The 13066-nt window shown below is 70.0% G+C and carries 11 protein-coding genes and 2 tRNA genes; 6 read left to right on the plus strand and 7 right to left on the minus strand.

Annotation, left to right across the window (positions count from 1 at the left end):
- Positions 1-9 precede the first annotated feature (9 nt).
- Entirely contained in the window at positions 10-1029 is a 1020-nt protein-coding gene (locus ABTW72_RS26230; RefSeq protein ID WP_350863201.1) for a hypothetical protein, read from the plus strand.
- A gap of 182 nt (positions 1030-1211) precedes the next feature.
- Here the strand turns inward: ABTW72_RS26230 and ABTW72_RS26235 are convergent, their stop codons facing one another.
- A complete protein-coding gene (locus tag ABTW72_RS26235; RefSeq protein ID WP_350862815.1) occupies positions 1212-2495 on the minus strand; it encodes a glycosyltransferase 87 family protein in 1284 nt (427 codons plus the stop codon).
- Between the two features lie 72 nt (positions 2496-2567).
- Here ABTW72_RS26235 and orn point away from each other — a divergent pair, with 72 nt between their 5' ends.
- Both orn and ABTW72_RS26245 read left to right on the plus strand, forming a co-directional pair.
- On the plus strand, positions 2568-3158 hold the full coding sequence (gene orn / locus ABTW72_RS26240) for an oligoribonuclease (protein WP_350862818.1): 591 nt from the start codon (positions 2568-2570) through the stop codon (positions 3156-3158).
- A 104-nt stretch (positions 3159-3262) separates the two neighbouring features.
- Positions 3263-3338 (plus strand) — tRNA-His (locus ABTW72_RS26245).
- 110 nt (positions 3339-3448) lie between these two features.
- Here the strand turns inward: ABTW72_RS26245 and ABTW72_RS26250 are convergent.
- A complete protein-coding gene (locus ABTW72_RS26250; RefSeq protein WP_350862821.1) occupies positions 3449-4741 on the minus strand; it encodes a L,D-transpeptidase in 1293 nt (430 codons plus the stop codon).
- A gap of 249 nt (positions 4742-4990) precedes the next feature.
- The gene (locus ABTW72_RS26255; protein ID WP_350862824.1) at positions 4991-6250 is read right to left on the minus strand and encodes a L,D-transpeptidase; all 1260 of its coding nucleotides are present in this window, start codon (positions 6248-6250) and stop codon (positions 4991-4993) included.
- 187 nt (positions 6251-6437) lie between these two features.
- Between ABTW72_RS26255 and ABTW72_RS26260 the strand changes: the two genes are divergently transcribed.
- The 3 genes from ABTW72_RS26260 to ABTW72_RS26270 all read left to right on the plus strand — a co-directional run bounded on the left by ABTW72_RS26260 (position 6438) and on the right by ABTW72_RS26270 (position 8021).
- Positions 6438-6513: transfer RNA gene (locus tag ABTW72_RS26260), tRNA-Lys, on the plus strand.
- 260 nt (positions 6514-6773) lie between these two features.
- Positions 6774-7436 carry a pentapeptide repeat-containing protein gene (locus ABTW72_RS26265; RefSeq protein WP_350862826.1) on the plus strand — a complete coding sequence of 221 codons (663 nt, stop codon included), beginning with the start codon at positions 6774-6776 and terminating at the stop codon, positions 7434-7436.
- 15 nt (positions 7437-7451) lie between these two features.
- Entirely contained in the window at positions 7452-8021 is a 570-nt protein-coding gene (locus ABTW72_RS26270) for a kinase (RefSeq protein WP_350862829.1), read from the plus strand.
- Between the two features lie 92 nt (positions 8022-8113).
- Here ABTW72_RS26270 and ABTW72_RS26275 read toward each other — a convergent pair whose 3' ends face one another.
- The 4 genes from ABTW72_RS26275 to ABTW72_RS26290 all read right to left on the minus strand — a co-directional run bounded on the left by ABTW72_RS26275 (position 8114) and on the right by ABTW72_RS26290 (position 12940).
- A complete protein-coding gene (locus tag ABTW72_RS26275; RefSeq protein ID WP_350862832.1) occupies positions 8114-8626 on the minus strand; it encodes an HAD domain-containing protein in 513 nt (170 codons plus the stop codon).
- Between the two features lie 227 nt (positions 8627-8853).
- Positions 8854-10386: a sigma-70 family RNA polymerase sigma factor gene (locus tag ABTW72_RS26280; RefSeq protein ID WP_350862834.1), complete on the minus strand. Its 1533-nt coding sequence runs from the start codon at positions 10384-10386 to the stop codon at positions 8854-8856.
- A gap of 117 nt (positions 10387-10503) precedes the next feature.
- Positions 10504-10974, minus strand: coding sequence for a TspO/MBR family protein (locus ABTW72_RS26285; protein WP_350862837.1), 471 nt, complete (start codon positions 10972-10974; stop codon positions 10504-10506).
- 286 nt (positions 10975-11260) lie between these two features.
- Positions 11261-12940, minus strand: coding sequence for a Na+/H+ antiporter (locus ABTW72_RS26290; protein WP_502892247.1), 1680 nt, complete (start codon positions 12938-12940; stop codon positions 11261-11263).
- Positions 12941-13066: the final 126 nt, after the last annotated feature.

A 13066-nucleotide genomic window follows, 5' to 3' on the forward strand; every position in this document is an offset into this window, starting at 1 on the left:
ACGGTGCGGATGCGGTTCGTGCGGATGATCGCCGGAGTGCTGCTGTTGGTCGTGGGAATTCCGGCGCTGTTCGCCGGTGGCGGGCTGTGGCTGGTGAGCCGACACGCCGACCCCGGCGGGTCCTTCGCCGCCCGTTTCGAAACGGTCCGCACGCCCGGTCACGCGATCGTCGTCACCGACCTCGACCGGTTGCTGCGCCAGGAGGCGCCCTTTGCGCGTACCGCACAGACCCGGCTGCGCCTGGACGCCCGCACCACGGGTGGGCCGGCCTTCGTCGGGTTGGCGCCCACCGCAGAGGTGCGTGGCTGGCTGGAGGCGGTGCCGCACGCCACGGTCCGCCGAGTGGCGCTGGCCCGGGGTCCGCTGCCGGTCCGGCTCGATCCGGCCGGACCGGCCGCCGACGCCCCGGGCGTCGCGACGACCGACGGGCCGGTCACACCGCTGGGCCGGCCCTTCTGGGTACGCGAGGGGATCGGCTCGCTGGAGTGGAGCGCGGACGACCTCGCCGGCGAACCCATGAGCCTGGTGGTGATGCGCCCCGACGGCGAGGGCGACCTGGCCCTGGACCTGCGCGCCGAGCTGCGGGTCGGGTGGACCGGCCCGACCGCCTGGGGTCTGCTGGCCGTCGGCGTGCTGCTGGTGGTGTGCGCGGCGCTGCTCCTGCTGCGGCCGCTACGGCCACGCGAGGTGATCTTCGTGGTCGAGCCGGATCAGGTGCCGGTGCTCGCCGGCCGGCTCGGTGTCACCTCGCTGAGTGGCCTGGGCCTCCGGCAACCCGATCCGACCCCACCGTTGCCGGCACGACAACTCGCCCCGGTCGGCTCCGGGGCCCCGGAATCCGCCCGGCCGGCGATCGGCGCGGCCCGCGCCGCCACCCTCGCCGACCTGGACGAACCGGTCCGGCTGCCCCGCCCGCCGGAGGTGACGCTGAGTCTCGCCTGGCCGCCGGCCGACGTGGACGAGCCAACGGCCCGGCCGGTGCCGGCCGCACCGGGCGACGGCCCGGCCGGTGGCGGCCGTGTCGGGTGAAGGCCCGGCCGGTGGCGGCCGTGTCGGGTGAAGGCCCGGCCGGTGGCGGCCGTGTCGGGTGACGGCCCGGCCGGTTGTGGCGGGTGAGACGTCGAGTGGCCCTCCGCGCTGCCGACGCGGAGGGCCACTCTCACCGGGGGATCGGTGCTACCCGAGCGACGCTTGAGGTAGATGAGGACAGGTTAGCGCCGAACATGGTTACTCGGGAGGTCTGTCCAATTGGTGCGATTTTCCGCACCGAGTCCCGAGCGCACCGGCAACGCCACCAGCAGTAGCAGGCTGAGCAGCACGTAGGTGTTCTGCACGACGAAGTCCACCGGGTCGTGAGTGCGGACCGGTCCCGCGCCCCAGGCCTGGAACGTCACCACGCCGTAGATGGTCACGGCGGTGATGCCCACCGCGAGCCCGGCCAACCACCGACGCCGGCGTGCCTCGTCCGGGCGGTCCGCGCTCAACGCCGCGTCGGCGAGCAGCACCACCGCCGGCACGAACCAGTAGATGTGGTGGGTCCAGGTGATCGGACTCGCCAGGGAACCGACCAACCCGGTCAACGTCAGGCCCGTCAACGGGTCACCGGCCCGCGCCGCGCGGGCGGCCCGCCACAGCCCGTAGCCGGCGACCGCGGCGACCAGCAGCAGCCAGAGCAGCCGGTCCGGCTTCTCCGGCTCGGTGAACCGGCTGAGCAGGCCGAACAGCGACTGGTTGCCGACGATGTCGGTGCGTCCCACCCGCTCGGTGGTCCACAGCTCGTGCGTCCAGAACCGCCACGAGTCGCGAGGGGCGATCGCCGCCGCGAGCAGGGTCGCCGCCGCCGCGGTCGCGCTCGCCACCGCCGCGGCCCGCCACCGCCGGGTGGCCAGCAGGTACACGATGAAGATGCCGGGAAAGAGCTTGAGCGCCGTCGCCAGCCCCACTCCCACCCCGGCCCAGCGTCGCGCCTGCGGTACCGCGAACAGCAGGTCGGCGAGGATCAGCACGACCAGCAGCATGTTGATCTGGCCGAAGGTGATCGTCTCGCGGATGCTCTCCACCGCCAGCACCAGCAGTACGGCGGCGATCAGGGTGAACGTTCGGGGCAGGTCGTGTCGGGCAATCACCGGCGTCACCAGCCACCGGGTGGTCAGCACCACGGCCAGCACGGTGAGCGCCGTGAAGATCGCCACGGTGGCGCCGAGCCGCAGCAGACCGAACGGCCACAGCAGCAGCGCGCTGAATGGTGGGTAGGTGAAGTACAACTCGCCCTGCACCCGGTCGGGCTGGACGTAGTCGTAGAGCGGGTGGCCGACGCGCCACCAGTCCATCGCGGACATGTAGATCTTGAGATCGAAGAAGTCGTGCACGAGGCCGGGCAGGTACAGCGCTGGCAGCACAGCCCCGAGGGCCACCACCGCGACCAGACGACGGACCGTACGGCCGCCGGGATCGTCTTCGGTGACGGCGGGCGGTGCGACGGGTTCTGCTGGCACCCCGAAACCCTAGCGGGCCGGTCCGCCGAGAGCGCGCAGCCGCGAGGTGTGGGCTGCGCGTAGGCTGTCCCGGTGGCTGATCTCCTCGTCTGGATCGACTGTGAGATGACCGGGTTGGACCTCGGCAGGGACAAACTGATCGAGGTTGCGGCACTGGTCACCGATCCCGACCTCAACGTGCTGGGTGACGGTGTCGACGTGGTCATCCACGCCGACGAGGCGGCACTGGAGGGGATGCCGGAGATCGTGCAGACCATGCACGCCAAGTCCGGCCTCACCGAGGAGGTCCGTCGTTCGGCGGTCACCCTCGCCGAGGCCGAAGACCTGGTGCTGGACTACATCCGCACCTTCGTCAAGGATCCGCGTACGGCTCCGCTCTGCGGCAACTCGATCGCCACCGACCGGGGCTTCATCGCCCGGGACATGCCCCGCCTCGACGCGCACCTGCACTACCGGATGATCGACGTGTCGTCGATCAAGGAACTCTGCCGTCGTTGGTATCCCCGGGTGTACTTCGGCCAGCCGCAGAAGGGTCTCGCGCACCGGGCGCTGGCCGACATCCGGGAGAGCATCCGGGAGTTGGAGTACTACCGGCGCACCGTCTTCGTTCCGCTGCCCGGCCCCGATGTCGAGACCGCCAAGGCCATCGCCGCCGAACTCTGACCCCGGCCGCGCTGACCGGCAACCCGCTGGACGTGCCTGGCTGCGGTGTGGCTATTATTGGTCCGCACCCCGCCCGGAGCGATCGACCGGGCGACGGCGGCATGGTGGCTGTAGCTCAGTTGGCAGAGCACCGGGTTGTGGTCCCGGTTGTCGTGGGTTCAATTCCCATCAGTCACCCCACTGGTTTCACTGCTCAGGCCCCCTCCTCGGAGGGGGCCTGAGTCGTTGTGGGGGCGAAACACTGGAGCACGCGAAAGCCCCCTCCGAGGAGGGGGCTTCCGTCGGCTGGCTCAGGCGGTCGGTGTGGGGGACGGGGTGACCGTCCCGCCCGGCGCCGGGGTGGTGGCGTCCGGGTCGGCCGGAGGCTCGTACGGAAGGGCACTGCCCTTGACGTACTCGTCCCAGCTCATGTTCCAGTCGGTCCAGCCGTTGCCGTTCTGCAGCTTGCGCTCGGTGCCCTTGACCGTGATCGGGTCGCCGATCTGGGTGTTTTTGAAGAGCCAGTCGCCGTTGGCCATCGACACGTTCACGCAACCGTGCGACACGTTCGTGGTGCCCTGCTGACCCTCGGACCAGGGTGCCGCGTGGATGAACTCCCCGCCCCAGGTGAGGCGCTGGGCAAAGTCGATCTTCGTGCGGTAGCCCTCCTCCGGGCCCAGCTCCTCGAACGTGTCGAAGACCGTCTTGCGCAGCTTTTCGATCACGACCATGGTGCCGCTGGACGACGGGGTGCTCTTCTTGCCCAGGCTGACCGGGATGGTCTTGATCACAGAGCCGTTGCGGGTCACCGTCATCCGCTTGGTCTTGTTGTCCACCGTCATGACCACCGCCGCGCCGATCTTGACGTCCACCGAGAGGTCGGCGCGGCCGTACCAACCCGCACCCATCGGCAGGCCGCCGGCCTGCACCCGGTAGGAGACCTTGCTGTCGGGCTTCCAGAACTCCTTCGGCCGGTACCGGATCTCGGTGGGGCTGACCCAGTGCCAGATCCCCTCCTGCGCCGGGGTCGAGGTGACGGTCATCCGGCGCTGCACGTCGTCGCGGTAGTCCTCCGGGATGGCCCGGCTGAACTTCACGATCAGCGGCATGCCCACCCCGACCACCTGGTTATCACCGAGGAAGCTGCTCACCCGTACCTGATTGCCGGGCTTGGCCATGGTGGTGAAGGTGCTCGTCGCCGTGGCCGGACGTCCGTCGTCGCCCTTGGCGGTCACGGTGGCCGTGTAGCTCGTGCCGTAGGCCAGCGCGCCGGTCGGCAGCCACGACTTGCCGTCCTTGGCGAGGGCGCCCTCGACCGCCTTGCCGGCGGCGTCCTTCAGCTCGACCGCGGTCTCCACGGCGTCCTTCGTGGTGAAGGTGATGCCGGTGGACGCGGGCACGTCCTTGGCGTCGGCCGCCGGCTCACTGATCGTCGCGGCGGCCTTCGGTGCCGGGTTCTCGCCGCCACCGTGCCACGAGGACGGCTTGCCGCCGTCGCCGTCGGTGCAGGCCGAGGTGAAGGCCAGCGCCACGGCGAGGAGCCCCGCCGCGAACACGCGGCGTCGCCCACCGGGCCTGATCAGCTGGTCCTGGCTAGCTCGCATGAATTCCCTCACAGTTGTGGTCGCTGCCCCATCGTCTCTTACTGACGCGCCAGAGCCGGTCCCGGTTGCCGAGGGTGAACCGAAACACGCCATCAATAGTGCCCGAATCCTGCTACTATTCGGCGTTTCGTGAGTCTGGTTCGTCTCCGTGCCGGGAGTGCGGGGGTCGCCGCGCTTCCATCGAGCGGCGGGAGTGCAAGGGTACGCCGACCCGGCCAACGGCCGAGCCGGCGCAACGAGGCCGACGGCTCAGACCGCCGGGCCGGCCCCACCACTGGGCACCGGCAGGGCGCTGCCCTTGATGAACTCCGACCAGCTCACGCTCCACGCCGTCCAACCGTTACCGGCGGCGATCCTGCGCTCGGTGCCCTTGATCGTGATCGGGTCGCCGATCCGGGTCTTGTCGAACAACCACCTGGCGTTCGCCATCGACACGTTCACGCAGCCGTGCGAGACGTTCTGCCGCCCCTGCACGTGCTCCGACCAGGGCGCGGCGTGGATGTACTCGCCACCCCAGGTGAGCCGCTGGGCGAACTGGATGTCGGTCACGTAGCGGTTGGCCGGATCCGGGTCGTCGCGGGTGTCGAAGACGGTGGCTTCCTTCTTCTCCATCACCACCATCGTGCCGCTCGACGACGGGGTGCTCTTCTTGCCCAGGCTCACCGGGATGGTGCGCACCGGCGCGCCGTTCTCGTACACCGTCATCTTCTTGTTGGCGTTGTCGACCTTCATCTCGAACGACCGGCCGATCTTGGCGGTGGCCTTGCGGTCGACGTCGCCGTACCTGCCGTTGCTCAGTGGCACCCCCGCCAGGGCGATCCGCACGGTGATGGTGGTGCCCGGCTTCCAGTACTCCGGGGCCCGGTAGTAGGCCTGCGTGCCGTTGCTGACCCAGTGCCACGCGCCCGGCTGTGGCGGGTCGGTCCGGACGAACATCCGCTTCTGCACCGCCGCCCGGTCCTTCTTCGGGATGCCCGGGTGGAACTCGGTGACCACCGGCATGGCCACCCCGTAACTCTTGTCGTCGAAGAGGTACAGGCCCGAACCGATGGTCGACTTCGGCTTGGCCATCGTGGTGAAGCTGCTGGTGCCCTGGCTGCTCGTGCCGTCCGACGCGCTCGCCGTCACCGTGGCCGTGTAGCGGGTGCCCCACTTCAGAGGAGCGGACGGCACCCAGGCCGAGCCATCGGTACGCAGCTTGCCCTCGACCGGGCCGCCACCGTCCGCTGTCAGGGTGACCGCTGACACCTTCCCGCCGTCCGGGAGCTTCGCGCTGATCTCCGTGCTCACCGGCCGGTTCTTCGTGCCGTTGGCCGGGCTCAGTGTGAGCGGCGGCCCGCTCGGTGTGCTCGGCGTCGAAGGTGCGGCTGAGCCGGGGGTCGCGCTCACGTCCGAGGACGCCCCGCCAACGAATTCCGGCTTCTTCTCGCCGCCGCATCCGGTCAGTGCCAGCGACGCCGCCAGAGTCAGGGCGCCCACCACCGCCCCGGCTCGCGTGAACCGTGCCATGCCCACCTCTGTTCTCGCGTACCTGGCGGACATCGTGCCGCATCACCGCCCCAACCCACGCCCCGATCTTGACGGCGGTGGCCGGTTTGGGGCTTTTTGCCGGCAAAGCTCGACCGAAGGGGGGACCCGGGTAACCGAATTGGAGCGCGCCTTCCGGGGGTGCTAATGTTCTCTCCGTTGCCGGCGAGCGCCGCTAGCTCAACTGGCAGAGCAGCGGACTCTTAATCCGCGGGTTCGGGGTTCGAGTCCCTGGCGGCGCACCAACGATCAAGGCCCTGACCTGGTGGTTCACACCGGGCCGGGGCCTTTTTCGTACGCCGGGGGTGGGCGGTTGCTCGGTGGGTGCTCGGGGAGCTGTTGGACCGGTCCGGCGTTGCCGGGACACGTCGTTGTTCCGCGGACGCCCGCGCTCATCGTCATTTGTGAGGTGGCCATCCTGAACAGGGCGTCAGGGCAATGGCGCATCCGCCCGCCGAGGCGTCCGCCCGCGTGCCCACCCCGCGCCCACACAGGTTGAGGACACATGCGCACCACCACGATCGGCGACATGAAGGTCCTGCTGCCGGACCTAGAACCGGACGACCTCGACACCACGACGGACCTTGACGGCGGCCTCACCGAGGCCCTCGTCGAGGGCGCCGCGTGGCACGGCTCGCACCTTGAGGACGCCCGCATCTCCAGCAGTCTGATCGCCGGCGTGGACCTGAGCGAGAGCACCTGGGAAGCCGGCAGTCTCCACGGCTGCGAGATCACCCGCACCGACTTCTCCGGCGCGACCCTGACCGGCATCACCATCGAACGCTGCGCCATCACCGGCTCCCGTTTCACCGGCACCAGACTCACCGACGTACGCCTCAAGGACGTCCTGTTCGACGGCTGCCGCTTCGACTACGCCACCTTCCAACGCGTCACCGCCGCCGGCTCGGTCGCGTTCACCGACTGCACTCTCACCAACGGCGCGTGGTCCTCCTGCCGACTACCTCGCATCGCGCTGCGGTCATGTGACCTCGCCGGACTGGAATGGGACTCCTGCCACCTCGACGGCACCGACCTGCGGGGCAGCCGGCTGAAGGGCCTCAAGACGCCGCTGGACAACCTGCGCGGCGCCATCCTCGGCGAGGACCAACTTCCTGACCTCACCCAGCTCGCCGTCGCCGCCCTCAATCTCACCGTGCGCAACGACTGAAGCCGAGGAGGCATCGTGCTCGCTGAACCCACTGGCAGCCCGGACACGATCCTCGTCTGCATCCGGGGCAACTCCGGCTCGGGCAAGAGCAGCATCGCCCGCGAGCTACGACGCCGGCACGGCCGGGGCTGCGCCCTGGTCGAGCAGGACTACCTGCGCCGCATCCTGCTGCGCGAACGGGACAAGCCCGGCGGCGCGGCACCGGCGTTGATCGGGCAGACCGTTCGGTTCGCCCTCGACCACGGCTACCACGTCGTGCTGGAGGGGATCATGCACAGCAGCCGCTACCGAAACATGCTGACCTCCCTGCGGGACGACCACCGCGGCCGGTCGCTGTTCTGCTACCTCGACGTGTCCCTGGCCGAGACCCTGCGCCGGCACCTCACCCGCCCGCAGGCCAGCGAGTTCACCGCCGAGCACATGAGCGGCTGGTACGCCGCCCATGACGTCCTGGGCTGGTCCGACGAACTCGTCCTACCCGAGACCACCGGACTGAACGACGCCGTCAACACCATCGCCGCTGCGGCTGGGCTACCGCAGACCGGACGCGACGACGACCTGTTACCCAACGTTCCGTCCCCGTAGAGCAGCCCGATGTCGCCGTTCCGGCGCGCCGTTCGCCACCATCGGTCCCGAGTGGGCAGACAGCCCGTCGACTGCGACGGCATGGGGCTCGCCTACCGCGCCCGCCTGAGCCAGCTCTCGATGACTGTGAAGTCGTGCTCGGTCAGGCCGCGACGCGGGTCGACCCGATGCAGCAGTGCAGGGCTGTGCTGATGAGTAGACACCCACTGCTGATCGGCGTGAGAGATCTCATCGTCGACCCAGACGAAGGGGCGTCCCTGCGCCCACTCGACCAGCCCGCGGGTCTTCCAGTGCAGGGGCCCCATCTCGTCGGAGTCGGGCCAGTCCACGACGGGCAGAGGCGGCAACCCGAGCAGCGGCGCGAGCACGTCGTTCGCGTCGCTCATCCAGGTCGTCGCCCACACCAGATCGCACGGCAGGGCCTCCAGTCTGCGGCCGTGTTCCGGATCGACCTTGTGCAGCAGGGGATGGGCGTCGGGCGGTAGGACCGCTCCCTGGGTGTGGCCATGCGGCATGCCCGGCTGATCCGTCGCGGGGGTCCCGAACGGGATGAGGGTGCCGTCCACGTCAAGGAACAGCAATGGACGCGACGCAGGGGCGGGCATGACCCCAGAGGCTAGCCCTCACCCCGCCAACGGCTACCTCCGCGCTCGGTGGAAAGGCGGCGCCCGCACCGCCTTCCAGACCATTCGTCTCGCTGCTGCTCCGTGCCGGCAGGCGTGTGCCTCCGACGGCGACCACGGCAGCCAAAACGGCCGGCCTGGGCCCAGGTCGGGTGGTGGCGGTTCCCAGGGGGCTGGCCCGGCGAGGATCGTCGCCGGGCCGGAAAGCCTCAGTAGTCGATGTTGATGGCCGCGATCTGTCGGGTGCCGTTGAAGACGATGGCGGGGCCGGCGTAGCGGGAGCTGGAGTAGGTAAGCGCCGTCTTGTGCCCGGGGCTGTTGAACCAGGCCTCGATCATCTGCTCGGGTGGGGAGTTGCCCGAGGACGCGAACAGCACCTCATGGCCGCAGTGCGTCATGGTGCCCGCATCCAGGTTCTGCCTCACGCAGGACTCCGCGGCGCGTTGCTCCGTCGTGCGCATCGTGACCTCGGGCAGCCCGAGCGCGCGGCGCCGCTCGTTGAGCAGCACCAGCAGACGTTGTTCCGCGGCGGACACGCCGGTCGACCCGCTGGCAGACCTCGCCGGTGACCTGGTCGGTGACGTGGTCGGTTTCGGCGATCTGGTTGGCGCCGCCGACCTGGAAGGGGTGGAGCTGGCGCGTGCGGTGGTCGGGGAAGCCTCGATGGGCGTCGGGGACGGCGGCGCGGGCGTGGGTTCGCCGGTCTCGTCGGTGCTCGCGGTCGAGGGCTGGGCGACTGTCGCGCCCGTCGGTTGCTGTCTCGACCCGTCCGGGTAACTGGCGAGGATGATCCCGCCCCCTCCGACCAGGGCGACGGCGGCGAAGACGCCGGCGAGGGTCTTGGGTAGCGACAGCGCCGCGAGGCGGGTCTGCAGAGCCCCGGCGGTCTTCGCGTGCGCGCCTGCCGGCGCACCGCCCTGCGACGCGCCGGAGACGGTGTACGCGCGGGGCGTGACGTCCGCGGCCAGGCCGGCCGGGAGCGGCGTGAGCGCCAGGCCGGCCAGCAGCCGCTCGGCCGGAACCAGGTCCGATGTGGTGTTCGGGCAGTACGCACAGGTGCGGATGTGCCGCGCCAACCGCTTGCGCCACACGGGTGCCGGTTGGCCGTCCCAGTCGGAGGCCGTGTCGATCAGGTCGGCGCAGCCGGGCCGGGCGGAGAGGGCTCGCACCACCAGTCGCGCGATGTCCAACTGCGCCTTCATCCGGCCCAGGCGCACGGTCACGAGGTGCGCGTCGAGCCGCAGGGCGTCGACCAGGTCGGCGCGGGAGAGGTGACCGGCCTCGACCAGCCACCAGAGGGACAGCAGATGGCGGTGGTCGTCATCGAGCCAGCGCGTGGCCAGGACGACCTCCCGGCGCTCATCGGACAGGCGGAGCCGGGTCAGGGTCAGGTCCTCGAAGTCGGAGCCCGGGACGATCAGGTTGTCGATGTCCTCCGGCGCCGTGGGTGTGGTGTGCCGGTACTGCTTGTGGGCCCGTACCTCGTTCATGGTGACGGCGACCAGCCAGGACCGGAACAGGCGCGGATCACGTACGCCGGCCAGCCCTCGTACGACGCTCAGCATGGTGTTCTGCACCACGTCGTCGACATCCGCCGAGCGGCTCAGCGCCCGGCCCACGATGTTGTACACCAGCGGCAGGTAGTGGGAGACCAACTCGTCCATCGCGGCGTGCTCGCCGCGGCGGGCCGCGTCCACCACCGCCGAGAGGTCGGTTCTGTTCGGGTACGCGTGGTAGGTCACGCTCACAACCTCGCCTTCACGGGACATCCTCGTACACCCGTGGAGATTGGTTGAGGCCCGCCCAGGTCACACAAATTGGCGTCGCTGCCGTCGACCCTCAGTTGTCGGCGTCCCGGTTCAGCTGTTGCGATTGAGACTGACGATAGCGCCGTTGAGCACGGTGGCGAAGAGCGTCCACGCGACGTACGGGGCCAGCGCGGCACCGGCGGCGCGGTCGGCACGGGAGGCGCGACGGATGAGCGCGAAGTTGGAGGCGTTGAGCGCGGCGATCTCGGCCAGCGCGACGGTGGGCCTGCGGGCCTTGAAGAACAACGCGCTCCACCCGAAGTTGAGCGCCAGGTTGAGCGCGTAGGCGCGGGTGAACGCGGCACGTTCGGCCCCGCTGGTCCGGTCCAGCGCTCGGGCGCCCGCCACCGCGATCAACGCGTACAGCGGCGTCCACGCCAGCGGGAACGCCACCGGAGGTGGCTGCCAGCTCGGCTTGCGCAGCCGCCGGTACCAGCCATTGGAGGTGTCATTCACCGCCGTACCGGCGGCGGCCGTGACGGTGACCGCCGCCGCGGTCTTGACCAGGGTTGGTAGTCGCATGCTGTTCAGCTACCCCTCCGTTGCCGGATCAACCACAGCTGGTCAGTCGGGCCCGGCGAGGGCGCGCGACAGCCGGGTCACCCGTCACGCGGCGCGGCGTCGTGCGGTGCCTCAGGCAGTGCTCAAGTTACTTTGATCTGAATCGACGCCGTCGACGATCCGCATACGCGCATCGCTACGCCAACGTCACCGTGCCCACGACCCAGGGTGCGCGAGCGCCAACCGTCCCTCTTTTGTGGATGGACGCGAGCACATCATCCACCTGCCGCAAGGCGCAGCCACCGGGTCAACTGGAAGCGCGCTTCGGGAGCAGCAGCTCCTCGTGGTCGAGTTCCCGTTCCAGAACGCGGAGCTCCTCGTCGGGCAGCCGGCCGCTGTCGCGCCAGCGCACGAGTTCCTCCCGCTGGGCTTCGATGGCCGTCCGGCGGACCTGGAGCGCCGTCTCGTACTGCGGTGAGGTCGGTATCTCCGACGACCCGCTCTGTTCGAGCAGGTCCAGCCGCCCGCGGTAGCGCGCCAGTCGGGCCAGCAGCTGCGTACGGGTGGTGTTGACGGCCACAGCGCTGTCCGGGTCCTCGGCGGCCACCTCGTCCAGGCGGGCCAGGGCGGCCTCGACCGCCGCCGAGCGGGCCTCGTTGCGTACCCGGGCCTGGTCGGTCTCGTTGGCGCGCAGGCCCAGCCTCCGCACGAGCGGCGCGAACGTCAGGCCCTGCCCGACGAGCGTCACGAGGACGACCACGAACGTGCAGAACAGAAGCAGGTCCCGGTCGGGGAATGGCGCGCCGCTGTTGGTGGTCAACGGCAAGGTGAAGATCGCGGCCAGGCTGATGACCCCACGGGTGCCCGACCAGCTCAGCGCCGTCACCTCGCGCAGGGACAGCCGTTCCGCGTTGCGGTCGGCGCGGGCGATTTGTCGGGCGTTACCGGGCTCGTCCGGGTCGTCCTGCTCGGAGATGCCGCCCAACCGGCTGTGCAGCGACCGGGGAAGGGACTGGGTCAGCACCAGCCAGGCGGGGCGCAGCAGCAGTACGACGCCGACCGACACCGCGACGGCGATGACGATTGTCGACGTCTCGTACTGGCGCAGGCCCTTGACGACTTCGGGGAGCTGCTGGCCGATCAGCAGGAAGACGAAGCCTTCGAGGAGGAAGTCGACAAGCCGCCACACCGCGCTGGTCTGCAACCGGGCCGCGCCGGACCCGAGCTGGGGCGTCTGATGGCCGACGATCAGCCCGGCGATCACCACGGCGAGCACACCGGAGACGTGCAGCTCCTCGCCCACCAGGTAGGCCACGAACGGTGTCGCGAGCGAGATGGCATTCGACAGCAGCGGGTCGGTGGTGAGCGGCCGGGCCAGACGTACCAGCCAGGCGATGGCCGCTCCCACCGCCACCCCGCCGACCGCCGCCAGCACGAACTGGCTGACGGCGGACGGGAACGAGAATTCGCCACCCACGGCGGCGGCCACCGCGACGCTGAGCATCGTCAGGGCGGTGGCGTCGTTCAGGAGCCCCTCACCCTGGATGATCGTGACCATCTTCGGTGGCAGGTTGACCCGGCGGCCCACCGCGAGTGCGGCCACCGGGTCGGGTGGCGCGATGGCGGCGCCGACCGCGATTCCGGCGGCAAGTGTCGCGCCGGCGACGAAAAGGTGGAAACCGATGCCAACGAGGACGCCGGTGAGAAGCACCAGCAACACGGACAGGCTGACCACGATGCGCAGATTGCGTCGAATATCCAGCAGTGAGGAGTCCAGTGCGGCGCTGTAGAGCAGCGGCGGCAGCACGACCATGAGCACGAGGTCGGGATCCAGTCCGACGTTGGGGCCCGGGAGCAGCGCATACCCGATGCCGATGAGCGGCAGCAGCGCCGCCGCCGGCAGTCCGGTGCGGGCCGCCACCCACCGCACGACGACGATCACCGCGACGGCGGCGAGCACGAACAGCAACATCGAGTGGGTGCTCACCTGGTGACTTCCCCCTGGAGCGGCGCGAGCGTGATTCTTCGGGTGCCGGGCGGTCAGCGCAGCACGCAGCGGTAACGAGCCTACCCGCTTGATCAGCCGAACTGCCTGGTCGGCGACCAGGACGGG

Source organism: Micromonospora sp. NPDC127501, from assembly GCF_040302185.1.
GTDB lineage: Bacteria > Actinomycetota > Actinomycetes > Mycobacteriales > Micromonosporaceae > Micromonospora.

Coding starts and splice junctions, on each gene's coding strand:
- ABTW72_RS26255 (WP_350862824.1), bottom strand. CDS start 6,250: ATGGCACGGTTCACGCGAGCCGGGGCGGTGGTGGGCGCCCTGACTCTG.
- ABTW72_RS26265 (WP_350862826.1), top strand. CDS start 6,774: ATGCGCACCACCACGATCGGCGACATGAAGGTCCTGCTGCCGGACCTA.
- ABTW72_RS26285 (WP_350862837.1), bottom strand. CDS start 10,974: ATGCGACTACCAACCCTGGTCAAGACCGCGGCGGCGGTCACCGTCACG.
- ABTW72_RS26250 (WP_350862821.1), bottom strand. CDS start 4,741: ATGCGAGCTAGCCAGGACCAGCTGATCAGGCCCGGTGGGCGACGCCGC.
- ABTW72_RS26275 (WP_350862832.1), bottom strand. CDS start 8,626: ATGCCCGCCCCTGCGTCGCGTCCATTGCTGTTCCTTGACGTGGACGGC.
- ABTW72_RS26230 (WP_350863201.1), top strand. CDS start 10: ATGCGGTTCGTGCGGATGATCGCCGGAGTGCTGCTGTTGGTCGTGGGA.